Below are 23,459 nucleotides of genomic sequence, written 5' to 3' on the forward strand. Positions count from 1 at the left end.
TTTACTTTCTTTTCTTTAGTTTGTAATAAGCAGAGAAACTGGCCGGGATAAAGATCAGGGACCCAAAGGTTCCAAATCCAAGTCCCCAAGCCAAGGAAAGTGTCATGGGTATGAGTAGAGGATCCGATCCGCCAATAGCGTAGGCTGTCGGGATCATACCGGCCATAGTGGTCATGGTGGTGACTAAAATGGGCCGGAACCTTTCAGAAGATGCTGTAATGAGAGATTCATACAACCCTTCTCCTTTCGCTTGGAATTCTTGGATGGTATCCACAAGTACGATGGATGCGTTTACAATCACTCCCGCAAGACCAATGATACCAATCATAGCAAGAAAACTAAGTGCCTTACCGGAAATCAAAAATCCAAATACCACTCCCACAAATCCTAACGGAATCGATAACAAAATGAGAATTGGTTTTTTGATGCTATTGAAGATGATCGCAAGGATGGCAAAAATTCCGAAAAGTGCCAATACTCCTGCTACCAGAAGGGAAACCATGGACTTAGCAGTTTCTTCTTGTTCCCCTCTAAATTTTATTTTATAACCCGGATACTTTTTACCAATATTTCCAAACTCATCTACAATTTTTCCATTCACAATAGAGGAACTTGTAATGGCTTCATTGACATCAGCAAGGACAGTGATGGCTTTTTCATAATCATTATGGTATAAAGCCTCTATTCCTTGGACAATAGTTCTTGTAGTGACTGCCGTAATTGGTGTTAGAAGACCAAATTTATTCGAAATCTGAATCGTATCTAAATCTTCGATTCCATCTCGGAACCTATCATCGTTTTGGATTATGATTCGAACTTCATCCTTTCCCTTACGAAGATTCGATGCTTCGAGTCCGTCCATAGCTGTACGAACATAATAGGCAGTAATTTCTGTATCGATCCCGGTAATGGCCGAGGCTGTGTCCTTCACTCGAATTTGAATTTCTTCTCTACCTGGTTTGTAATCATCATTGATGTTGATCACTCCCTCTTGTTTTTTAAGGAAACCTTGCATCTCATTCGAAATTTGTTTTAAAACTTTGTAGTCACGACCTTCGATGGCAACCGTTACAGCAGCACCGATTGGCGGGCCGTTCACAACCAAATCGACCATCACAGAAACCGCATTGGGTAGTTTTTTTAAATCCGGCTCCAATTCACCAAAAATTTCCTGAGCTGTACGGTTCCTTTCTGTTTCTGGAACTAAAATGATCTGTGCCATTCCTAGTTGTTCCCCAATCCTAGTGAGTGGGTCCGTAGGATCTGTTTGTTGGATTCCTATTTTTAGAATGATACTTTGCACTTCTGATTTTGGAATTTTATCCAAAATTGGTTGGAAGTATTGCAGTTGTTTTGCGGTCTCTTGAGAAGAAAAATCGGGAGGAAATTCCGCACGAACCAAAACATAATCAATCCCTTCTTTCGGGAACAAATTGAAATTCATCAGTCCGACAAGTCCACAAGAGGACAAAAACACAATAAGGATCGAACCTAATGTAAGGAATGGACGTTTGACAACTCGAGTAATGAAACGTGTAAATCCTGACTTTAAAGACTCAAACCCATTGTCTAAAATCGCACGAAAACGATCGCGGTGTTTGGAACGTTTTTTGACTTCATGTGACGTGAACTGTGCATACCGAACAGGAAGTAATAAAAAAGATTCAAATAAGGATAAAGTCAAAGCAACAATCACCATAAAAGGAATCTGCCAAATGAATTTACCCATAATTCCTGACATAAATGCCATGGGCAAAAAGGCAGCAACGGTTGTTAGGTAAGAACCAATGATGGGAACAAAAAGTTCGCTGGCACCAAGAACTGCGGCTTCTCTTGAATCCATTTTTCTGGATCTATGTTTATAGATATTCTCAGAAATAATAATACTGTTATCAACTAACATCCCCAGGGAAATGATAATCCCAAGCATGGACACTAAGTTAAAGGAAACATCAAAAATAGGAAACGCAATGGTTGCTGCAAAAAGAGTCAATGGCAACGAAAGACTTGTGAGTAGGGAATCCTTAAAACTAAAGAAGAGAATGAGGACCACCACAACCAAAAACAAACCTTGAAGTGAATTGGTAATCACCACATCCAATCGTTTGATCGCACGAGCTCCTTCATTGTTCAATTCCGTAAACTGAATGTTAGCCGGAATTTGTTTTTTTAATTCTGCAATTCGTCCCTGAACCGCTTCCACTGTGCGAATGATGTCCGCACTATCTTTTTTAATGATTTGCAAAACATAAGCCGGTTCCCCATTTACAATGGCAATCACCCGTGGCCTTTCATACGTATCTTTTACATTGGCAACTTGTGATAAAAGAATCGTATTTCCTGTTTCATTCGAACGAATGGGGATATTTTTAATATCATTGATTTCACTGATCTCTCCAGTCACTCGAATGTCTTGGGTGATGGGCCGCAAAAAAGATCCGGCGGGAACACTGATATTTCTTTTAGAGATTGCATTGATGATATCAGAAAAACCAAGAGTATAACGTTTCTTTAAATCTGGATCAACACGAATCCGCCACTCCTCTTTTCGTTTTCCAAAAGCATCCACTCGCGATACCCCAGAGACTTTACGCATCTCATCTTCAATAAAACGTCCCATTTCTTGAAGTTCCATCTCATCCATGGCACCATGGATCGCGATCTCTAACACCGGAAAATTGGAACTCTTTTGTTCTGTTACGATGGGTCGGTCTTTCACCGTGGATGGTAAGTTGGTTACACGATCGACAGCACGTCTGATATCGTTCACAACACCGTCGGGGTTATTGTGTTCTAAATCGATTTTAATGCTAATATCGGATTCAGAGTTTCGAGAGATAGAACGAACCGAGTCTAAACCTTCTACCTCGCGTAACTTTTCTTCAATGGGTATGGTGACTTTTTTTTCCACATCCACGGGACTGGCACCAGGATAAACAGTAAGAACACGCACTTGACGAAAGTTTACTCTTGGAAATGCTTCTCGTTTCATAGAAAGCACAGAGATCATCCCTGCAAGGAACAAAAAGATAAAAACCAAATTAGCAACTAATGGTTTATAGACGAAGAAATGGATAATTTTTTTCATAAATATAATTCGATTTTAATCAACCTAATGATTTTGAATGCCTGGTCAAGATGAAATGGAAATTTATTAACTTTGTTTTTCTGATTCGCGTTCTTTTAATACAGTCTCAATCACTTCCACAAAAACCGAAGTGTCTTGAGCCCCACTCACCGCATACTTTCCCCCGACGATGAAATATGGAACACCACTAATTCCATTTTGGTGGTAGTAGGAAATTTCTTGCCTGATATGTTCTTTGAGTTCTGGATCTGCAAATACTGCATCAAACTTGATACGATCTTTATAAACTGGTTCAGCTACTTGCCAAATTATTTCTTTATCCGTGAGATCTTTTCCCTCGGTAAAGTTAGCAGCAAAAAACAAATCTACCAACTTAGCTTGTTCTTCTAAGCTAGAAAGCCCAGCAACCAGAGCATGTAATACCAATGTGTTCGTAGCCTTTGGAATGGCATCGAACTGAAAAGAAATGCCAACATCCTTTCCTATTTGGGTCAGCCTTTGCCAAGCACCATCCAACCGGTCCAAACTTCCAAATTTTTGTGTTAGGTGTTCTTTATAATCAATTCCGGCTTCCGGAATTTCGGGAGACAATTGAAAAGGTCTCCATCGAACCTGTGGATCGATTTTATCTCCTACTGTTTGGAGAGCCAACTCCAGTTTCTTTTTTCCTACATAACACCAAGGGCAAGCTACATCGGACACGATATCAATAGAAAAAGGTTCAGAGTTGGTTGACATTTAAGGTTAGACTCCCTTTCAATTAAGGTCTAAAACCAGAAATGGGAAAATTATGAAGCTCACAAGAAAAAGATTTCTATTTAACAGTTTTGCCTCCGGTGCCTTGGTTTCCCTGTCCACAATACAAAGTGAATTGTATGCCTATTCGTCGGGGGATGCGACCCTTCACAGGAAAGACCCCCTCGGGTATGCGGAATCTTTGGGTTTTACCAAACCCTTAGACCAAATTCTCATCACAGCCCTCCTCGCTCCCAATTCTCATAATTCCCAACCTTGGAAAATCAAGCGGGTATCGGATTCGGAATTTTTACTTTTTGGGGATGGAGAAAAACAACTCCTGGAAATAGATTCCCTAAATCGCCAATTCTTTCATACACAGGGGGCTTTTTTAGAGTTAGCTCATCTAACGGCCGATAAACTTATGTATGATACAAAAATTACTTACTTCCCCAAAGGAAAACCTAGCTCCCAAACCTTTCCCCTAAACCCCGTTGCCAAATTTGAAATTTCTCCCAAATCCAAATGTGTTCATGACTTTTTATTTTCCGGTCTTCCCCACCGCCGAATGAATCGGTCCGTTTACTCGGGCCCCATGATTACTGAGGAAGAAATGGCTGACCTAAAAATGTTAACAGGACCATCCAAACATAAATTACTCTTTCTCAATGATCCAAAAAAGTTAGAATCCATCCTTCCCTTACTCGATTCTGCTTTTGCGATGGAAACTAATCGTACTGCATCCAATGAGTTAAATCGAAAGTGGTTTCGTGTTTCCAAAGAGGACATCTACAAGAAACGAGATGGACTCACACTAGAAGGTAACGGACTTTCGGGAATCAAACTCTGGTTAGCCAAAACATTCTTTGTGGATTTATCGAAGGATGCTTGGCATTCCGAATCTGCCAAAGAAGCGGGAATCCAAATGTTCCAGAACCAAGTGTATTCTTCCAAGGCATTGGTTTTCTTTATCACAGAAGGATCCGATGAAGAACGTACTTGGATAGAAACGGGTAGGGATTTTATGCGCCTAACATTGGCCTGTGCTGTGCGTAACATTGCCTTCCATACCATGAACCAAGCTGTCGAAGATTACCCAGAGAGTCGAACCTTCACCAAACAACTAAAAACGATACTTGGATTAAAAGCAAACGAACAGATTCAATTGATTGCAAGAATGGGAAGAAGTTCTTATGATTATGATTCTCCGAGACGGGAGATAGAAAGTTTCCTTATTTAGAGAGTGGGAAAGGTCACAACACCTGCCGACTCAAAAGCAGGTTTGGAAAACAAATACCCTTGGTAGAGATGAATTCCCATATCTACCAACACTTTTAGTTCCTCATGCGTTTCTACTCCCTCCGCAATGACAGCAATTCCGATTTCTCGACAAACACCTGCGATTGCATTCGTTAATTTTTGGGCCACTGGATTCAGATGGATATTTCGTATCAATTCCATATCTAGTTTAATCAGATCCGGTTGGAATTTTGCAAGTAAGTTGAGTCCAGAATAACCGGATCCAAAATCATCAATGGCAGTTAAAAATCCATATTGTTTGTATGCTTTAAAAATTTTTATGATATGATCGTGGTCTTGTACTTCTTCCCCTTCGGTTAACTCAAACACCAACCGGTTGAGTGGGAATTGAAATTCACGACTGGCTTCTAAGGTTGTACGAATACAAGTTTCTGGTTGGTAAATGGCATTGGGTAAAAAGTTAATATTCAAATAAGAAGGAATTTGGATCTGGCTTGCGAGTTGGATGGCTTTGATCCGACAGGCCTGGTCAAACTGATACCTGTTAGTTGCATTGACCCGAGAAAGAATGGAATAAGCAGATTCTCCTGAAATTCCTCGCACCAATGCTTCATGAGAATAAACAGTTTTTTGGTTCCAGTCTACAATGGGTTGGAAAGCCATCGTAAATGAAAAGTCTAGGCCGGCACCGCTGCGACATTCAGCACAACTATACAATTTGGGCACTTTCCCTTCGGGAGTGTTCACCAACTGGTCTTCGGGAAATTTGAATTTCATAATATCGTTACTCGATTTAGACGAAATCTAAAGATAAAAACAAAATTTGCAAACTAGAATTTGGGAAGTTTTCCGAGCACATACCAGATCACTACTAAAAATTGGAAGATCGCAGTGACAAGTAAGATGCTATAAGGTTTTGCATTCACTGCCTTACCTGAACCAATCCTTGCTCCAAAGATCCCACCAAAACTTCCCACCAGTGCCAGCTCCAAATGCAACTTTCCTTGCATAAAAAAAAGTACACTCGTTCCCAAAGAAGTGAGAAAAATTCCGAGGAAAGAAGTGGCTACGGCTTCCACAGGACTCATCCGAAAGTAATACACAAACAGGGGAACCGCAAGGAATCCGCCGCCAATCCCAAAAAGGGAAGAAAACAAACCAAAAAAAATTCCAGTGAAAAGAACAATCAAAACGGATTTAGGAGAATAGAAAAACAAATCTGTTTGGTTTTTATGTGTTTCTACTTTCAAATTCGTCTTACCTACGTTAGCCGACAAATCCATATTCGCATCAGAATCTAATTTTGTTTCCAGATCCGAATTAGATTTTGCAGAAACCTCATTGGCAGCTGGATTTAAATTTTCAGTCTGGACTGCCAGAGTTTGGTAGTATTTCCTCCTTCTCTTTAAGGCTGTGATTAAATTATAAACTGCAAGGATTCCCAAAAAAAAGGTAAACACAATGAGATAAATAAATTCCGACAAAGGAATCCCATAGTACAACTGTTTGCCGATTTCTGTGTCTTCAAACCTACCAAATTTATAGGCTGTGTACTGGGCCGAAGGAATGGATGTACATAACAAAAGGAGTCCTTGTTTCCATCGGATTTTATTGTTTTTATGATACACAACTAGGCCGGAAAGGGCCGAGACCGGCATCTGTGCTAAAGAAACTGCCACGGCTTGGACAGCAGTTAGGTGGAAAAAACTATGAAAGAAGGGAGTGTAAATAAACCCTCCCCCAAGTCCTAAAAATGAAGCTAAATACCCAACAAAAAATCCAACTCCAAATACTACTATGATTCCAGGCCAAAATCCCCAAACAAAATCATGATAAATTTGAAAGTTAAAATCCAATGGTTTTAGAAATGTTCCTTGGCATCCTCAAAAAACTTATGAGTAGTTCTTTCAAATACTTCTCGTTCGGTTGCAGTTTCAAAGTTGTACCAAGAAATAGGAACAAACAGTAACCACTGTGCATAATTTCTAAAGATATGATAATCATACGTTCCTACCTTCTTTCCATCTTTGTAGAGAAGGTATTGTACATCGTAACCATCTTGAGTGGACCAAGCGGGAAGTAATGTGGCGGTAAGAGTAGAAATTCCAAGAAAGACCGTCGCTTCTGGAGACGGAGAACGGTAATTGACTTTTACATTCACTAAATACCCAGACTTCGGAACATCCACACCTTCTACCGTGTTTTTAAAACGAGTTTTGTTTTGAAAGTAGTTCTTCAGAGCTTCCCTTCCTCCCAAGTTCATTTGAGGAAATGTGGGAAGTGCATACACAAAATTTGTATCACTGGTTTTTTCTTCCGAAGGAAGGGGAAGAATTTTTGGATGGTCCTTATAACTGATCAAACAATTGGTAAAAATGAAAAGTGCAACGATTACTGTCGCAATAGTTGATACTTTAGTTTTGGCTGTGGTCATGTAAACCTTCCTCGTCATGTCTTCTTTCTAATTCTTCGTACAACTCTTCTTGGTCTTCTGAAAAAAATAATTCGAAGCCAATGCGTAAACAAACAGGATCATCCTCAATCGAAACATTACTTGGTAAAATTAAATTCATTACATAGAATGTATTGGATTCTGCCTCTTCTAAAAATCCTTCTGTCGCATCCCACTCATCAAATCCCTCTACCTCAGGTTTACGGAATTCTTTTAAAATTTCATCGAAGGGTTCTGTGATGTAGTTAAATTCGCCAGATTCACTATCAATGATAAATTGAATGTGGTGACAACCGGGTCCTTCTTCTTCTAGGGGACTAAGAACGAGACTACCGCAAGCAGGACAATGGATGACGGGATCGATGGCTCCGCTCGGCCAATTGATATTGATGGTTTCGATCATAGGTTACAAACCTCAAGTCCCCATCCTAACGAATCTCATTCATAGGGAAACCGGAATTTCCTTTTCTTTTCCAAAAAACAATTCAAATCTTTATAAGGAAAATTCAGATAAAATTTGCCTTAAATCTGGGGTTCCATTTCTATCAAAAACAAATGGGAATCTCAACCGAATACCAATCCGCTTTTGCTTCCAGCTTCCAAGAATTTTTTGGAAACGCCAAGGATGTAGGATGGGAACTCTACCATTTAAGTTCAGAACCAGAAAATGATTTTCCCTCTTGGATTACTTTCACCATCAGAAATCCGTTAGGTGGAAGAGCATTAGTATTTCGTTATGAAAGGTTAGAGAATAAATTCTACGCCCATCTCAAAGTACAGGTGATTCCTGGAGAAGAAAACTGGAGCCTTGACCAATTATTTCATAAAAAAGGATACACCGATCTTGATGCCGACGACATCCTTTCTTCTGGCGGCGAATGGCTCTTCCATTCCTTGGCACGCCACTATTTCGGAATCATCATTTCTTTTTGTCCGAGGATCTTAGAGCCCGATTATTTTTTAGACTGAGATTTTTTCATTCGATCATCCCCAAGGACTTGGTTCCATAAAAAACCCCAAATAAAAAAGGTGGAATTAATATAGGTGTACAACATCAACACCACCATCTTCGATATCAAATCATAGGCTAAAGAATAATTCACTCCTACGTTTTTCATTTTTAAATACCATTGGAATCCAAAACTCATTCCCAGAACCAAGAGTGAGGCCAAAATGGCACCAGGAAGATTTTCTTTTAAGGTAGTTTTTGCTTTGGTAATATAAGCATAATAGAATGTAAAAAGTCCCACACTATATGGCAAAGTGATGAGGGAAACCGAAAGATATGGATGGTTCCGAAAAAAACCAAACCGAAACTTTTGAAACAAAAATCGTTCTGTGGCGACAAGGCCAAAAGTGATATAAAAATACAAAACCAGTAATAGGATTGAGATCACAAGCAATCGAAAGTTAATCCACTGCGAAGCGATAAAACCCACCTTGGTTTCGTCCCGCGAGATAAAACGAAGTGCTTTGGAGATCGTTCCAAAGATAGTCAAACTAGAAAAAAACGAAATCGCAATGCTAAGAGCAATTACATTATAGCTTTTAACCTTCGTTAGATTCTCAACACTTTTGTCTATGGGTTGAAAAATGGGTGCAGGCAAAAATTTTCCGATTTGGTCTGTCATCAAATTGATGGTTTTTGGATCTTGCAAAAGCCCGAGTAGGGTCACAAAGACTACTAGGAGTGGAAACAGAGTCAAAAGGAAGGTAAACGAAAGTTCCGAAGCCAGGCCATGGACATCGTACAAATACACTTCACTGAAAAATCGGCGGAGGCGTTTCATGCGGTCAGTTTGGAACTTGTCTGTATTTTTGTCTTATTTTTCTTGCAGTCTCCATTCCTACGGAAACCCTGGAAGAATCTCAGTGACGTACCTAAAAGGGGAAAACTTCCATGTCAGAAGAAAAAGAAAATAAGAACAAAAAAATCGCGAAGATGACGGTAGACGAAATTGACGCAGCCATCAAAAAGTCTGTGGAAACCATGAACGGCGAATCAAGCCTATATGTGAAACACCTTCGCGAAAGAAAGGCGGAACTTCTAGCCAAAAAATAAGGTTAGTCCGCTTAAATCACCCGCCGCATCGGCGGGTTTTCACAATCCTTGATCCAATTCATCCAAATCCACCAACACTTCGGCCCCAAAGTCCTATTTGAGGGATTCAGTTGGCATATCAAACCGGGGTGCCGCGTTGCCATTGTGGGACCCAACGGTTCTGGGAAAACCACCCTCTTCCAAATGGCCGCAGGAAAAATGAAACCCGAATCCGGGGAAGTCATTCGTTCCAAAAACACTGTCCTTTCTCTTTTCCAACAAATCCCAGAATTCAGTCCCGAGACATCGGTCATCGACACTGTCCTCGATGAAAACAAACTCTATGCCGAGTATGATGGGAAACGAAAACTCATCGAATCCAAATTCGAAACCATAGACCATGAAGACCCTGCCTTTGAGGATCTCCTGCATGAACAAAGTGATTTAGAAGAATTTGCCCACTTACACGACTTACACGGTCTTGAAGCCAGAGCCAAAAAAATTCTATCAGGACTTGGTTTTTCTACGGCTGACTTCCTACGCAAAACCAAAGAATTTTCACCAGGTTACCACCACCGCATCGGCCTTGCCATTGCTCTTCTCAATCCCCATAATTTATTATTACTCGATGAACCAACAAACCATTTGGATGATAAAACCAAATCTTGGTTAGCCGACTTTCTTGTTTCCCAAAACCAAGCCTTTGTTCTTGTGACCCATGATCCTGAATTTCTAAACCAAACGGTTGATACCATCATTGAAATCAATCCACATGGTACTTTTGAGTTCCAAGGAAGTTTGGAAGAATTTTTTGAAGCTAAAAACGAAATCCAAGAACAACTCAAAGCCCAATTCGAGAAAGAAGAAACATATCTAAAAAGCCGAATGGAATGGGTGGAACGATTTCGCGCACAAGCAACCAAAGCAAGGCAAGTCCAATCGGTCATCAAACGATTGGAAAAAAGAGATAGAGTGGACAATCCAGAAGAATCTTTTTGGAACCAAAAACCAGATTACCAATTCCAATTTGTCCCTTCGAGTAATATCATCCTTCGTTTAGAAGATGCCTCCTTCTCTTATCCTGATAAAAATACAGGGATCAAAAAAAGAATCTTCGAAAATGCAGAGATTGAAATCTCCTCAGGCGACAAAGTGGCGTTAGTGGGTCCAAACGGGGCCGGAAAATCTACTCTCATGCGTTGTCTTTTGGAAAGGCATAAGTTGGATTCTGGATCTCTCTATTATGGCCCAAAAACCAAACTCGGATATTTTTCCCAAACCCACGGCGAAGATTTAGACGAAAGCCTGAACCTAGTGGAAACGGTACTCAAAAAATACCCGGAACTGAGTGTTGAAAAAGCAAGAACCCTACTTGGCCATTTTGCCTTCCCGGGGGATGGAGTATTTAAGTCCGTCAAACACTTGTCTGGTGGAGAGCAGAGTCGACTCCGATTGGCCCTTCTTGTGAACCACCCCACCAATTGTCTATTTTTAGATGAGCCCACAAACCATTTGGACATCGTCATTCGAGAAGCCATCAAACGTTCCCTCATCGACTTTCCAGGAAGCCTTCTCATCATAAGCCACGACCCCGATTTTATGAAGGGACTTTGTAACCGCACCTTCCAACTCTCCGGGGGCGTTTTACAAAACCTAAATTGCAGTTTTGACGACTACCTTAAGTTCCATAAAGAGGATGAAAAAGAGTCCCCGGCCCAAAACCCGGCTGGCAAAGCGAAGTTTGAAGAAAAAAAGACAAATCCGCAAGCCAGTAAAAACAAACGTAAAAAATTAGAAAAAGAAATTTCCGATTTGGAAGTCCAAATAGAAAGACTGGAAAAAAATAAAAAGGACAAAGAGGAACTTTTACAGGACCCAGAGTTCTTTAAAAACAGAAGTTTTCAGTTGGAAATGGACACTTATAACGATATTAAAAGAGAAGTGGCTCTCCTCACAAAACGTTGGGAGGATGCAACACTCGAACTAGAAGAAATGGGCGGAGTTACATAATGGTACCGGAAATTGATGTAGTAAGTTTTAAAAAACGATTGGATGCTCGTGCCGAAGGGAAAGATGATTTTTTTGTATTGGATGTCAGAAATCCAAACGAACAACAAATTGCTCTCGTTCCAGGCACAGACAAACTCATCCCAGTGAGTGAACTTGCTGCCCGCATCGAAGAAATCAAAAATCAAATCGATAAAGAAATTTTGGTGTACTGCCGCTCTGGTGGAAGGTCAGGAATGGCCTGCGGAATTTTAGCCCAAGCAGGATTCAAGTCCTACAAAAACGTAGCTGGCGGAACTCTCGCCTATTCCGACTTAGTTGACCCTTCCATGCAAAAGTATTAATTATGAAACCTACAGCCAATTTAAGAATTTTAGAACAACATAACTTGATCCCTCCTTCTGTGATTATGGAAGAATTTCCATTAACGGATACGGCTTGCGAAGTAGTCGTTCGCACCAGAAGCGAAATTTCTGATATCATTCATGGCAAAGACAACAAACGTATGTTAGTTGTTGTTGGCCCGTGTTCTGTTCACGATATTGGTGCCGTGATGGAATATGCGGCCAAACTCAAACCAAAAATTGAAGAATTTAAAAACGAACTCCTCATTGTAATGCGAGTGTACTTTGAAAAACCAAGAACCACTGTGGGTTGGAAAGGACTTATCAATGATCCCGATTTGGATGGATCGTTTCATATCAACAAAGGCCTCCAACTTGCCCGCAAACTCTTGTTAGATTTGAATAATATGGGAATCCCTTGCGGAACCGAATTTTTAGATGTGATATCTCCCCAGTACATTGCTGATTTAGTGGCTTGGGGTGCCATTGGTGCCAGAACCACGGAAAGCCAAGTCCATCGTGAATTGGCATCGGGACTTTCTGCACCTATCGGTTTTAAAAATGGAACTGATGGAAATGTACAAATTGCTGTGGATGCGATTCGTTCCGCAGGATCGAGCCATCATTTTTTATCTGTCACCAACCAAGGTAGCAGTGCTATCTTTCGCACAGCTGGGAACAAAGACACACATGTAATTTTACGTGGTGGAAACAAAGGGCCTAACTATGATGAGGTGTCTGTTTCGGAAGTTTGTGCCCAAATTGAAAAAGCCGGCCTTCCTCCTAAAGTGATGGTGGACTGTTCTCATGGCAATAGCCAAAAAGATTTCAAAAAACAATCCGCTGTGATAGATGCTGTGGCAGAACAATTTGCCAAAGGTAGCAATCATATCTTAGGTGTGATGATTGAAAGCCATCTCAAAGAAGGAAATCAGTCGATCGATGCAAAACCACTTGTTTATGGTCAGTCCATTACCGATGCTTGTGTCTCTTGGGAAACTACGGTTCCTATGTTCGAACGATTGGCGGAAGCAGCGAGAAAAAGAAAATAAACGTAAGATTCCGATTTAGATTTATTTGAGTGAAAGATACCATTCATCCATCCTCAAACGAACCAAAGGCCGGATTCCTAAGTATCTAAAAAAACGTGGGTTTCCGATGGGTACTCACGTTTAGAAACTTCGCGGTGGTAAAGATTCACCGCATCCTTTACGGCTCCACTGAGGTTCCCAAACTTCTTTAAAAACTTAGGATGAAAGTCTTCATTTAGGCCCAGTAAATCTTGCATCACAAGCACTTGACCCGAGGTATACTTTCCGGCCCCAATTCCAATCGTTGGAATGCGGATGGATTCGGTAATTTCTTTACCCAAGGATTCGGGAACCATCTCAAGTAACAAGGCAAAGGCGCCTGCCTCTGCAATTTCTCTAGATTTCCGAATCATTTTGGAGCGAGCCGCTTCGGTTTTTCCTTGGACACGGTGTCCCCCGAGGGTGTGAACCGACTGAGGAGTGAGACCCAAATGGGCAAACACAGGAATCCCTGATTCTGTCATCCTTTTGGTAAGTTCGATGATAAAATCAGAATCCCCTTCCAGTTTGATACAAGAAGCGTTGGTTTCTTTTAACACACGGCCGGCAGAACGAATCCCGTCTTCAATCGAAGTTTGGTAAGATAAAAATGGCAAATCAGCCACGATGGTTTTGTCGGGAGCACCTTTACAAACCGCTTTTGTGTGGTAGATGATTTCATCCAAAGTCACAGGAAGTGTGGACTGGTTTCCTTGGATCACCATCCCGAGAGAATCTCCGACGAGTAAACAATCCACTTCGGTTCGGTTAAAAAGTGTAGCAAATGTATAATCGTAACAAGTGACAACGGAGATTGGTTCCCCGGCATCGTATTTTTTTTTATACTGTAGAATAATGTTTTTCATGGTTTAGTTCCAAAAAGAGTGCATACACTCCAATTTCTCCCATATCGGTTATCAATTGTTTTATGAAAGGTCGAGAATAGAGCGAATGATGAGGAAGGTGTAAAAAATCTGTTTTCATCACCACCGCTTCATAAGTTAAGATATCGATATCAATTTCACGTGGTCCTTTCCAAGACCTACGTTTACGACCGAGTTTATCTTCGATTCCTTGTAATGAATCCAATAGGCAAGGAAGTGTGAAGGCAGAAGATACCATCACTTTTAAGATTTGATTTAAAAAGAAAGGTTGGTTGGTGTTTTCTAAAGGTGCGGTTTCCAATCTTTCGGATTGTTTTAAAATTTGAAGTTCGGGTAGAGTCGAAATTTCCCAGATTGCCTGATCCATAAAATGATGTCTGTCACCAATGTTGGATCCGAGAGACAAAAAGGCAATGTTGGAATATTTCATCATCTTACCTCTTTACAAACTTAGTGCGATAGTCCGGACATTTTAATTCAATTTCTTTTGTCATTTCCATAAGCCGCGAGTAAATCCGACCTTGGCCCCGATCCCTCCACTCCACAAGCGAGTGGTTCGAAGTGAGAAGTGTGAGTTTTTCTTGTTCATATCGACTATCAATCAGATCGTATAACTTACGATTGTTGAATTCGGATTCCTTCTGAACTCCAAAGTCATCAATGATGAGAACATCCACGTTCGCAAATTCCTTTTCGATGGAACGTTCTTGTCCATGAGTTTCGCTATCGGACTGGTATGTATCCCGGATCGCAGATAAAAAGTCTTTGTTTACCTTGGCATACTTACAAGTAATCCCATAACGAAAGATAAGTTCATTTAAAATCACACAAGCGAGTAAGGTTTTCCCAGACCCAGTCCCACCCCAAAGATAAAATCCTTGTGGGGAAAAATCAGGATTTTTAAATTTATGAACCAGTTCATTGGCCCAGTCGTGAGCGATGATAAAAGACATATCAGGGTCGTTTGCCGTATCTCCAATGTCAATTGTGGACAAAAATTGGAAGCGGTAGCGTGCCGGAACGTTGGCCTTTTCGACTAAATTCTCTAGGTTTCGAAGGGAAAACCGAGCATTGTGGCAAACACATGGGAGCATTTTGTCCAACTTCCTGTCAAAAGTCATATAGGGTGGTTGCCCTTTCGACTCACAAGTGTTACAGTCGCTACCTATACAATGGCAAAGGACAAGTGCCCCAGAACGCGAGCCCCGGACATGTTCTGCTAAGGTAATTCCGACCCCGCCACAGGTTTTACACTGCGGATTTCCGTCTCGGATGGAAGTAATTTCGGATAAATTCATCTCCAAGGAGCAATCTTCTCGAATTCTCTAAGCTGTCAAGGAATGAGATTTTTTAGGAGTTTAAGGACTTATGTCCCTTTAAACCAAAGAGAATCGGAAGAAAAAGTTCAGGATTAGGTTTTTTTCCGCATTAAATCGTTATTATTGACTCTTGCCATTCCGATACTTTCATTGAAGAAATAGATAAACCTATTCCTTCAAAATATTGAAAGAGACAAAAGGGTCACACGACTATGAAGATTATAAAGTATCTCCTTATTCTCCAACTGGTGTCCGGCTTTAGTGTGCTTTTCGCACAAACTCAGCCTGCGAACGCTCAAGACAGCCAAGCGGCTAAAGACCAAGTCGACGAACTTCTCAAAGGCGAACTCGTTCCTGAGAATGACGATGCGGAACTTACCGAAGACCAAAAGAAGAGAAAGAAAGAAATTATGGAACAGGAATCTCTTTGGAAGAATCCTGATTTCAAAGGGTATAACAAAACTTTCCAAGAGTTACACCAACTTTCTAAAACTTTCGCAAACAACCAATTCCGTTTGGCTCTTTCAAACTACCAATCCGGTATCAATACCGTTATGAAAAATAGAGATTGGGTTGAACAGTACCGCAAAGAAGAAGCGGAAAAGAAACGCTTAGATGAAAAATGGTACTGGCAAAAAGTGGATCGTAAATCCAGAGAAGAACGTGTAGTTTACCGTGAAAAAATGAAAGCGAAACAAGACGCTCTCAACTACTTCTCTAAAGCGATCAACCACCTTGACGAAATTAAAAACCCTGACTTAAGAGAAAGACCTGAGTTTAAAAGACTTCTTTCTGATGTTTACCGTTCTTGGGTAATGGCTGAGTATGACTTACAAAATCTTCCTCAAACCATCCCCATTCTTGAACTTTACATCGAAATTGATGATAACGAGAAAGAATATCCTGCTCACAAATATCTAGCAAGTGCATACAGCTTCGAAGAAAACATGATCAAAAAGTCCAAAGGACCAGATGATATGCTCTTCAAGTATCGTTACAAAAAGAACGTTCACTTACTACGTGCCACTGAGTTAAAATATGGAAAGGATTCACCTGAATACAAACATATTGTTAACGTAATCAACCGAGATGAGGTTATTTCGGTAGCACAATAATCCCGAAAACATCTCTTTCAATGAGAAAGCCCGGCTTTAACCCCGGGCTTTTTTGTTTTATTTGATCTCTTTAAGCACTGTTTTTGTTGGCATTCGAAAGAAACTAAAAAGCCCGAGTGCATACAAACTTACCGTCACAAAACAAATTCCCAGAAACACAAGAGTGAGTTGTCCATAAGGATACACACTTCGAAGTTCCAAAACCGATCGGTTCAGCACTTCGTTGGAAACAACTGCGTAGGTGAGTCCCAGTAAAAACGAAATCACGGAAACAAGCAGTGCTTCTCGTAAAAAATGTTTTCCCATAAACCGACTGTTGGCACCAATCACTCGTAACAAAGCAAATTCCCTTTTTCGTTCTGATTGGCTTGCATATAGGGTGGTAAAGACGAGAACAAAGGATGCCGCTAATATAAAAGCAGTCATCAGTGCCATCATCTGTGTTACCTTTTCCAAAATTCCCATAAAGGCTTGGATGGTTTTTTCCGTATCAATTACGGTGATATTCGGAAACTGATTCACGATTACTTTTTGTAATTGGTATCTGTCTTCGTTTGTGTCAATGAGTAAGGAAACAATATAAAACCGAGGGGCTTTTTCCAAAATTCCTTTGGAAAAGAGAACCACAAAGTTAGGTTTCATATCGGCCCAGTTCACCGAACGCAGGTTTGTGATTTTTCCTGAAACTTCACGGCCTTGGACATTGAAGGTGAGTTCATCCCCCACTCCTGCTTGCAAATACCCTGCAAAATCCCGTTCTACCGAAACTTCATTTCTTCCCGATTCATTCCACCAATTCCCCTTGGTCACCTCTTCTGTATCATACAATGCATCGCGGTAAGATAAAAAGTATTCCCGTGTTCTGGCAGTGGCTCGCCAATTGCGATCCATCGCGTTTTTGATGGTATCTTCTTTTTTAATGGGTTCTCCATTGACTTTGGAAAGCCTTGCCCCAATCACTGGAGCCAAATATTGTTTCTCCACAGGAAACCTTTGAATGGCTGTTAGAAGGTCATTTTTTTGCGTTTCTCGGATGTCCAAAAGAAACATATTGGGTCTTCGTTCAATTTCCCGCGCACCACTCAGTTCGAGCAAACTCTCTTGTAAGATCAGAGACAATGTCAAAATAAACAAAGCAGACCCAAGTCCAATGATGGATAGTCGGAGTGCTCCCGATTTACGGGTGACTTTTTTTGTCACAAGGCTCCACTCCTTCGATAGCCATCCGAGTTTAGAAATTTTAGTGATGAAGAGTCCAAGTAAAATGTACAATCCGTACACAAGAACTGGTAGGGTTAATAGAACCAGTGTAAACAGAATTCCTTTAAAGATACTTTCTGTTTCCAAAACGGCAAGACTGGTAAAGAGAAGATAAATCAAAAGAAAAGAAACAAATTGCCATTTGGATGTGGATAAATTCCCGCTGGTTTGTGATTCTACTTCTTTTAATGCCGCAAGAGGTTTCACTGATCTTGTTTCCAACACCAGAGGAATGGAAATGAGAAGTGGCAATACAACTCCAAGAACCACACTCCAAAGAATGGAAGAAAAAGATAATCCGAATACTATCGCTGTTTCTACAGACATAAGCCCGCTGAGATCCGGTAAAATAGATTGGATTCCATACCCAAGCGCCAATCCAAGTGTGGTGCCGAAGATAGAAAGAATCAAAATTTCTGCAAAGACAAGAAGTAAAATCACATTCGGTTTGGCACCAAGACACATCAGGATGGCAATCTCATTTCGTTTTTCCAGTAACCTTGTCCTGACAGCTGTATACACAGAGATGGCTCCTAGAAAAAAACCAGCAAGGGCAAGAAGAGCCATATAATCAAAAGTGTTTTTGATAAACTGTTGGGAGCCTGAGTTCACTTCTGTATTGTGATAGATGGTTAAGTCTTCTTTGATGAGGGCTTCAAACTCTTTGTCTTTCCAATCTAAACTATCAACGGAATCTGGAAATTTGGCATAGATGGTATAACGAATGCGACTTCCTCTTTGCACAAGGCCCGTTTTGTTGGCTGTATCTCTGCGAATGATGGAACCGGGAGCCGATCCCACAAATGATCCCACAGCCCCTGGTTCTTTTACCACAATACCAGCTAACACGAGAAGACTATCGCCCAACCGCACACGATCGCCGAGTTTTAATTTGAGGTTTTCGACAAGGGATTTATCCAGTAAAACCTGGTTTGGTTTTAGATTGCGGTACGCCGCTTCCGGTTCGGTTTTCATTTCTCCGTAGAAGGGATAGTTTGTTTCGACTGCTTTGATAAAACTAAGTGAATTCTCTTCCCCCGATTCATTGGAAATCATGGATAAAAACTGGATGGAAGCACTGGTCTCTGAGCCTTTCGGAAGGGTGGTTTTCACCAATGTATCGGCAGTTTTTGTGATTTCTTGGGGGGATTGGAGGGCAATATCCGCTCCCATAATCGATTTTGCCTCTCTTTTGATGGCACTGGCGGTATTGTCTTTGTAGGAATGGATGCCAATCACAGAACCCACACCAAGAGTGATCGATACCACAATGAGGAGTGAATACCGAAACCGAGAGAAAAGTTCCCGTTTCAGGTAAAAACGAAAGAGAGATGCTTTCATCGACTGACCTGCTTCGAGGTTCGGGTCGTTTTCTTCTGTTTGGTGGTCTTTTTAGTGATCGATTTCGAGGAAGAAGAAGAATTACTTTTCTTTTTGTTTCTAGAATCCGAAATAATTTCCCCATCTTTCATTTCTAACACACGATCGGCTAGTTTTGCCACATCGGGGTCATGAGTTACCACAACAAGAGTAGTACCTTGGCTTTTGTTTCTGTATAACAATAGATCCAAAACAGTTTTGCTATTCTTTGAATCCAAGTTGGCAGTGGGTTCATCGGCAAATATGATTTTGGGATCATTCACAAAACTCCTTGCGATGGCGATTCTCTGCTCTTCGCCACCTGACAACTGTTTTGGGAAGTGAGTGGCACGATGGGACATAGATACAGACTCTAATATCTTTTCTGATTTTTTTAAGATCTCTGCTTCTGTAAGTGATGATTTTAAGTACAATGGAATCCCTACATTCTCAATGGCATTGAGGCCAGGGAGTAATTGGAAGTTTTGAAAGATAAAACCAATTTTATCGGCACGCAAATCAGCTAAATTCGATTCATTTTCCTCTGTGATCACAACACCATCTAAGGAAACACTCCCTGTATCCGGTTTATCTAGACCGGCCGCTACACCAAGTAGTGTTGACTTACCTGAGCCTGATGGGCCTATAATCGCTACAAATTCACCTGTTTCCATGCGAAATGAAATATTTTTCAACACATCAATCGTTTCCGATTCATTGTGAAATGACTTAAACACATTTTTAAATTCCAACACTAGGTTTTTCCCCCAAAGATTTTATCACCTAACAAAAATGACATGACTAATAACGGGCATTTATCAGAAAAATACCACCTAACAACGATTTTTCAATTTTTTCCATAACAGTTATAATTTTTTTAATTTTCATTTCCGTTCCAACTATATTGCACCGATTGAAAAAAAATCTGACAAAATTTTACTTATCTTTTTGAGCGTACATCCTAATTTTTTTTGACCCCAAAGGGTGGGTTTCATATAAAGTAACTTCATCGTAGTGTTTCCCCTCTCCCTGTTTTTGGGAAATTTGGGGAGTTATGAACAGCACTGTCGATAAGCGGACTCATACAGGTAAATATAGAATGCTCGAATGCAATACAAAGATAAAAACTGCAGACTTTATGAATGTGAAAATCAATAATCTTAAACCTTGTGCGGAATGTGGATCCGTCACGAACCTTTATCAATACAATCTCTGCAAAGTTTGTTTGTCCAAGAGTTTCAAAAAGCTTGTAAAAATCATCGACTCCGTGAGAAAGTAGAATTACTACACTTTCTCTACGTTAGTCGATGAATTATCCATTCCAAGATATTGAACAAAAATGGCAAAAACACTGGGACGACCACCAGACCTTTCGCACAAACGCCCATTCAACCAAACCTAAATACTATTGTTTAGACATGTTTCCCTACCCAAGTGGCGCAGGACTGCACGTAGGCCACCCTGAGGGATATACTGCCACCGACATCATTTCACGACTCAAACGAATGGAAGGATTTGAAGTCCTTCATCCCATGGGATGGGACGCTTTTGGCCTACCTGCTGAAAGGTATGCGATGACAACGGGTGTCCACCCTCGCACTACCACAAAGAACAATATTGATACATTTCGTCGCCAAATCAAAAGCCTTGGTTTATCTTATGATTGGGAGAGAGAGATCTCTACTACTCATCCAGACTACTACCGCTGGACCCAATGGATTTTCCTGCAAATCTACAATTCCTACTTTGATCGCAGCGAAAACAAAGCCCTACCCATCACCACACTCATCAAAACCCTAGAATCGGAAGGATCCGCCGCTTTTGAAGGAAAGGAACTCCCCAAAGGAATTCAATTCTCGGCTTCCGACTGGAAAGCCAAATCCCGTAAGGAAAAGGAAGATATCCTCTCCCATTTCCGTTTGGTGTATGAGGCAAACATTCCCGTCAACTGGTGTGAAGCCCTCGGCACAGTTCTTGCCAATGAAGAAGTAGAAGAATGGACATCTAAAGGGTATTCTGTCGAAAGAAAACCTATGCGCCAATATATGATGCGCATTACTTCTTACGCCGAACGCCTGTTAAATGATCTTTCTCTTTGCGAATGGCCCACTTCTACCTTGGAGATGCAAAGGAATTGGATTGGAAAATCAGAAGGATTGGAACTCAGTTTTCCTGTTCCCTCAATTTCCAAAGAAATCACTGTTTATACAACAAGACCCGATACCATTTTTGGAGCGACTTATCTTGTTCTTGCGCCGGAACACCCACTTGTTTCTCTGCTCACCACTCCTGAACAAAAATCGGCCGTGGAAAAATACCAAAAAGATTGTTCGCTAAAAAGTGATTTGGAACGCACCGAACTGAATAAAGACAAAACAGGTGTGTTTACAGGTTCCTACGCTAGTTTGCCAACAGATGCTTCAATCAAAGTTCCCATTTATATTTCTGATTATGTATTAATTTCCTATGGAACCGGTGCCATTATGGCGGTTCCGGCTCACGACCAAAGAGACTACGACTTTGCCGTGAAGTTCCAACTTCCGATCCTCCAAGTGATCGATGGAAAGATGGAACCAAATCTTGCTTTTGATTCCAAAGATTCCGTTTGTATCAATTCCTCATCCGCAGAAGTGCAGTTAGATGGTAAATCTTACAAAGATGCCTTCCAAACTATGTCCACTTGGGCAGAAAAAAAAGGCATCGGTCGTAAAAAAGTCCAGTTCAAACTCAGAGATTGGTTATTTGCCAGACAAAGGTATTGGGGAGAACCCATTCCTCTCGTTCACTTTGCCGATGGAACACCGAAAGCTCTTTCTGATTCTGAACTTCCCTTAGTACTACCAGACCTAGAAGAATTCAAACCATCTGGTACGGGAGAATCTCCTCTAGCCCTTGCGAAAGATTGGCTTGTTTACACTGACCCGGAAACGGGAGAAGTGGGAAAAAGAGAAACCAATACCATGCCACAGTGGGCTGGTTCTTGTTATTATTACCTTCGTTACATTGACCCAAGAAACAACGACAAACTGATTGATCCAGAATTAGAAAAAGCATGGATGCCTGTGGAAGTCTATGTGGGTGGGGCAGAACACGCCGTATTACACTTATTATACTCTAGATTTTGGCATAAAATCCTTTTTGATTTGGGTCATGTTTCTTCCCCAGAGCCTTTCCAAAAGTTAGTCCACCAAGGATTGATTTTGGGGGAAGACAAAGGGAAAATGTCAAAATCTCGTGGAAACGTGGTCAATCCCGATGATGTAGTTTCAGAATTTGGTGCCGATACATTAAGACTTTTTGAAATGTTTATGGGTCCGTTCGAAATGTCCAAACCTTGGAGTAAAAACGGAGTGGATGGAGTCTTCCGATTTTTAAATCGAGTGTGGAGACTTTTTCATTCAGGCGAAAACGAATCCTTCTTTGTGGAAGATATTGAACCTACCGAAGCCGAACTGAAAACCCTCCATCGTACGATTAAAAAAGTAAAAGACGATATCGATCATTTTTCCTTCAACACAGCTGTTTCTCAGATGATGATCTTCATCAATGAGTTTACAACGAATCCGAGAAAACCAAGAAAAGTTTTGGAGCCGTTTGTTCTCGCTCTCTCTCCTTATGCTCCCCATTTGGCAGAAGAACTTTGGGAAAAACTCGGACACAAAGAATCACTCGCTTACCATCCTTATCCTAAATGGGATGAGAAGTATTTGCTCGATGCGAACATCACCATTGTAATCCAAGTGAATGGAAAGATGAGAGGAGAGTTTCTTGCCCCAAGAGACATTGAAGAGAAAGAAGTTTTGACTCTTGCCAAAGCAGTGGAAAAAGCAAAACCATTTTGGGAAGGAAAAGAAATCAAAAAAGAAATCTACGTGAAGGGAAAACTTGTGAACATTGTGGTTGCAGGTTAAAAATCTCGATTCTAATTTTAATAAATAAGAATTCTTAATTATATTTGGGAAATTTTTTTTGATACGTAACAATTATATTATAGTTACAAATCAAAAACAATCACAATACAAGACTGAACTTTATTGATACTAAGCTTATTATATTCTAAACCTTCAATAATAAGAAATTGATTCAAAATCGAAATCCTTTCCAGTTTAGGGATGGATTCAAATCATATTTTTGGAGTTTTTGATGTTTCGTTCTTTATATAGCACTATATTTCGTATGCCTTCTGCTTTTATTAAATGCTGCAAAAACATGTGAAACAAACCCTGAGTCATGCACCCTTAGTGATTTTACTTTAGCACAAGCAACTGAGGCAAATGTATGGGCGGGCATTTTGTATGCAGCCAATCAGTTTGTGGCAGTTTCGCAGGACGGAAAACGAATCGGGTGATGACTTCCACTGATGGTATTTCTTGGACTGCAAAATCTACAGCAGCTAATTCCAACGGATGGAAAGGATACTTGGGTAGTCGTTTCGATTGATGGAACGGGAACAAACCGCGTCCAATGGGCCACCTGGAAAAAGAACTAAGAAAGACAAACAGAATCTGATTTTTAAAAACGAATG

20 protein-coding genes are annotated in these 23,459 nt (G+C 40.7%); 8 read left to right on the plus strand and 12 right to left on the minus strand.

Features of this window, described 5'->3' with window-relative positions; genetic code table 11:
- Position 1: 1 nt before the first annotated feature.
- Complete coding sequence (locus JWG40_RS05380; protein ID WP_205284827.1) at positions 2–3,088, minus strand: efflux RND transporter permease subunit; 3,087 nt, start codon at positions 3,086–3,088, stop codon at positions 2–4.
- Between the two features lie 66 nt (positions 3,089–3,154).
- Positions 3,155–3,826, minus strand: a complete 672-nt coding sequence (locus JWG40_RS05385; protein WP_205284828.1) for a DsbA family oxidoreductase — start codon at positions 3,824–3,826, stop codon at positions 3,155–3,157.
- A gap of 52 nt (positions 3,827–3,878) precedes the next feature.
- Between JWG40_RS05385 and JWG40_RS05390 the strand changes: the two genes are divergently transcribed.
- Positions 3,879–5,063, plus strand: coding sequence for an Acg family FMN-binding oxidoreductase (locus JWG40_RS05390; protein WP_205284829.1), 1,185 nt, complete (start codon positions 3,879–3,881; stop codon positions 5,061–5,063).
- On the opposite strand, the gene JWG40_RS05395 is transcribed toward JWG40_RS05390, so the two are convergent.
- From JWG40_RS05395 to JWG40_RS05410, 4 genes are read right to left on the minus strand one after another with little or no spacing between them, the layout of a single operon-like run.
- A complete protein-coding gene (locus JWG40_RS05395; protein ID WP_205284830.1) occupies positions 5,060–5,860 on the minus strand; it encodes an EAL domain-containing protein in 801 nt (266 codons plus the stop codon). The genes JWG40_RS05390 and JWG40_RS05395 overlap by 4 nt on opposite strands.
- Before the next feature lie 53 nt (positions 5,861–5,913).
- Positions 5,914–6,939, minus strand: coding sequence for a sulfite exporter TauE/SafE family protein (locus JWG40_RS05400; RefSeq protein WP_205284831.1), 1,026 nt, complete (start codon positions 6,937–6,939; stop codon positions 5,914–5,916).
- 5 nt (positions 6,940–6,944) lie between these two features.
- Positions 6,945–7,517, minus strand: coding sequence for an LIC12231 family lipoprotein (locus JWG40_RS05405; protein WP_205284832.1), 573 nt, complete (start codon positions 7,515–7,517; stop codon positions 6,945–6,947).
- A complete protein-coding gene (locus JWG40_RS05410; RefSeq protein ID WP_205284833.1) occupies positions 7,498–7,938 on the minus strand; it encodes a hypothetical protein in 441 nt (146 codons plus the stop codon). Before JWG40_RS05410 ends, JWG40_RS05405 begins: the two co-directional genes overlap by 20 nt.
- 152 nt (positions 7,939–8,090) lie before the next feature.
- On the opposite strand from JWG40_RS05410, the gene JWG40_RS05415 reads away from it, so the two are divergent.
- The gene (locus tag JWG40_RS05415; protein ID WP_205284834.1) at positions 8,091–8,504 is read left to right on the plus strand and encodes a hypothetical protein; all 414 of its coding nucleotides are present in this window, start codon (positions 8,091–8,093) and stop codon (positions 8,502–8,504) included.
- Here JWG40_RS05415 and JWG40_RS05420 read toward each other — a convergent pair.
- Positions 8,489–9,325, minus strand: coding sequence for a YihY/virulence factor BrkB family protein (locus JWG40_RS05420; RefSeq protein ID WP_205284835.1), 837 nt, complete (start codon positions 9,323–9,325; stop codon positions 8,489–8,491). The two genes, JWG40_RS05415 and JWG40_RS05420, sit on opposite strands and share 16 nt — an antisense overlap.
- Before the next feature lie 110 nt (positions 9,326–9,435).
- Between JWG40_RS05420 and JWG40_RS05425 the strand changes: the two genes are divergently transcribed.
- Genes JWG40_RS05425 through JWG40_RS05440 form a run of 4 tightly spaced genes read left to right on the plus strand, consistent with a single transcriptional unit; the run spans position 9,436 to position 12,979 of the window.
- Positions 9,436–9,597 carry a hypothetical protein gene (locus JWG40_RS05425; RefSeq protein WP_205284836.1) on the plus strand — a complete coding sequence of 54 codons (162 nt, stop codon included), beginning with the start codon at positions 9,436–9,438 and terminating at the stop codon, positions 9,595–9,597.
- 48 nt (positions 9,598–9,645) lie between these two features.
- Positions 9,646–11,586 carry an ABC-F family ATP-binding cassette domain-containing protein gene (locus tag JWG40_RS05430; RefSeq protein ID WP_205284837.1) on the plus strand — a complete coding sequence of 647 codons (1,941 nt, stop codon included), beginning with the start codon at positions 9,646–9,648 and terminating at the stop codon, positions 11,584–11,586.
- Positions 11,586–11,927 (plus strand): rhodanese-like domain-containing protein, encoded by a 342-nt coding sequence (locus JWG40_RS05435; RefSeq protein WP_020776119.1) that lies wholly within the window; start codon positions 11,586–11,588, stop codon positions 11,925–11,927. Before JWG40_RS05430 ends, JWG40_RS05435 begins: the two co-directional genes overlap by 1 nt.
- Positions 11,928–11,929: 2 nt before the next feature.
- Positions 11,930–12,979, plus strand: coding sequence for a 3-deoxy-7-phosphoheptulonate synthase (locus tag JWG40_RS05440; protein ID WP_205284838.1), 1,050 nt, complete (start codon positions 11,930–11,932; stop codon positions 12,977–12,979).
- A 77-nt stretch (positions 12,980–13,056) separates the two neighbouring features.
- On the opposite strand, the gene panB is transcribed toward JWG40_RS05440, so the two are convergent.
- Genes panB through JWG40_RS05455 form a run of 3 tightly spaced genes read right to left on the minus strand, consistent with a single transcriptional unit; the run spans position 13,057 to position 15,179 of the window.
- The gene (gene panB / locus JWG40_RS05445; RefSeq protein ID WP_205284839.1) at positions 13,057–13,863 is read right to left on the minus strand and encodes a 3-methyl-2-oxobutanoate hydroxymethyltransferase; all 807 of its coding nucleotides are present in this window, start codon (positions 13,861–13,863) and stop codon (positions 13,057–13,059) included.
- Positions 13,838–14,311 (minus strand): 2-amino-4-hydroxy-6-hydroxymethyldihydropteridine diphosphokinase, encoded by a 474-nt coding sequence (folK, locus tag JWG40_RS05450; RefSeq protein ID WP_205284898.1) that lies wholly within the window; start codon positions 14,309–14,311, stop codon positions 13,838–13,840. Before folK ends, panB begins: the two co-directional genes overlap by 26 nt.
- Before the next feature lie 4 nt (positions 14,312–14,315).
- Positions 14,316–15,179, minus strand: coding sequence for an ATP-binding protein (locus JWG40_RS05455; protein ID WP_205284840.1), 864 nt, complete (start codon positions 15,177–15,179; stop codon positions 14,316–14,318).
- Between the two features lie 233 nt (positions 15,180–15,412).
- Here JWG40_RS05455 and fcpA point away from each other — a divergent pair, with 233 nt between their 5' ends.
- Positions 15,413–16,315 carry a flagellar coiling protein FcpA gene (gene fcpA, locus JWG40_RS05460; protein WP_039925880.1) on the plus strand — a complete coding sequence of 301 codons (903 nt, stop codon included), beginning with the start codon at positions 15,413–15,415 and terminating at the stop codon, positions 16,313–16,315.
- 57 nt (positions 16,316–16,372) lie between these two features.
- Here fcpA and JWG40_RS05465 read toward each other — a convergent pair whose 3' ends face one another.
- Positions 16,373–18,916, minus strand: coding sequence for an ABC transporter permease (locus tag JWG40_RS05465; protein WP_205284841.1), 2,544 nt, complete (start codon positions 18,914–18,916; stop codon positions 16,373–16,375).
- Complete coding sequence (locus JWG40_RS05470; protein ID WP_205284842.1) at positions 18,913–19,689, minus strand: ABC transporter ATP-binding protein; 777 nt, start codon at positions 19,687–19,689, stop codon at positions 18,913–18,915. The genes JWG40_RS05465 and JWG40_RS05470 overlap by 4 nt, the downstream gene beginning before the upstream one ends.
- 552 nt (positions 19,690–20,241) lie before the next feature.
- Between JWG40_RS05470 and leuS the strand changes: the two genes are divergently transcribed.
- A complete protein-coding gene (gene leuS / locus JWG40_RS05475; RefSeq protein WP_205284843.1) occupies positions 20,242–22,845 on the plus strand; it encodes a leucine--tRNA ligase in 2,604 nt (867 codons plus the stop codon).
- The last annotated feature ends 614 nt before the right edge of the window (positions 22,846–23,459 follow it).

The sequence above is a fragment of the Leptospira abararensis genome (assembly GCF_016918735.1).
Lineage (GTDB): Bacteria > Spirochaetota > Leptospiria > Leptospirales > Leptospiraceae > Leptospira_A > Leptospira_A abararensis.

Coding starts and splice junctions, on each gene's coding strand:
- JWG40_RS05380 (WP_205284827.1), bottom strand. CDS start 3,088: ATGAAAAAAATTATCCATTTCTTCGTCTATAAACCATTAGTTGCTAAT.
- JWG40_RS05385 (WP_205284828.1), bottom strand. CDS start 3,826: ATGTCAACCAACTCTGAACCTTTTTCTATTGATATCGTGTCCGATGTA.
- JWG40_RS05390 (WP_205284829.1), top strand. CDS start 3,879: ATGAAGCTCACAAGAAAAAGATTTCTATTTAACAGTTTTGCCTCCGGT.
- JWG40_RS05395 (WP_205284830.1), bottom strand. CDS start 5,860: ATGAAATTCAAATTTCCCGAAGACCAGTTGGTGAACACTCCCGAAGGG.
- JWG40_RS05405 (WP_205284832.1), bottom strand. CDS start 7,517: ATGACCACAGCCAAAACTAAAGTATCAACTATTGCGACAGTAATCGTT.
- JWG40_RS05410 (WP_205284833.1), bottom strand. CDS start 7,938: ATGATCGAAACCATCAATATCAATTGGCCGAGCGGAGCCATCGATCCC.
- JWG40_RS05415 (WP_205284834.1), top strand. CDS start 8,091: ATGGGAATCTCAACCGAATACCAATCCGCTTTTGCTTCCAGCTTCCAA.
- JWG40_RS05420 (WP_205284835.1), bottom strand. CDS start 9,325: ATGAAACGCCTCCGCCGATTTTTCAGTGAAGTGTATTTGTACGATGTC.
- JWG40_RS05425 (WP_205284836.1), top strand. CDS start 9,436: ATGTCAGAAGAAAAAGAAAATAAGAACAAAAAAATCGCGAAGATGACG.
- JWG40_RS05435 (WP_020776119.1), top strand. CDS start 11,586: ATGGTACCGGAAATTGATGTAGTAAGTTTTAAAAAACGATTGGATGCT.
- JWG40_RS05440 (WP_205284838.1), top strand. CDS start 11,930: ATGAAACCTACAGCCAATTTAAGAATTTTAGAACAACATAACTTGATC.
- panB (WP_205284839.1), bottom strand. CDS start 13,863: ATGAAAAACATTATTCTACAGTATAAAAAAAAATACGATGCCGGGGAA.
- folK (WP_205284898.1), bottom strand. CDS start 14,311: ATGAAATATTCCAACATTGCCTTTTTGTCTCTCGGATCCAACATTGGT.
- JWG40_RS05455 (WP_205284840.1), bottom strand. CDS start 15,179: ATGAATTTATCCGAAATTACTTCCATCCGAGACGGAAATCCGCAGTGT.
- fcpA (WP_039925880.1), top strand. CDS start 15,413: ATGAAGATTATAAAGTATCTCCTTATTCTCCAACTGGTGTCCGGCTTT.
- JWG40_RS05465 (WP_205284841.1), bottom strand. CDS start 18,916: ATGAAAGCATCTCTCTTTCGTTTTTACCTGAAACGGGAACTTTTCTCT.
- leuS (WP_205284843.1), top strand. CDS start 20,242: ATGAATTATCCATTCCAAGATATTGAACAAAAATGGCAAAAACACTGG.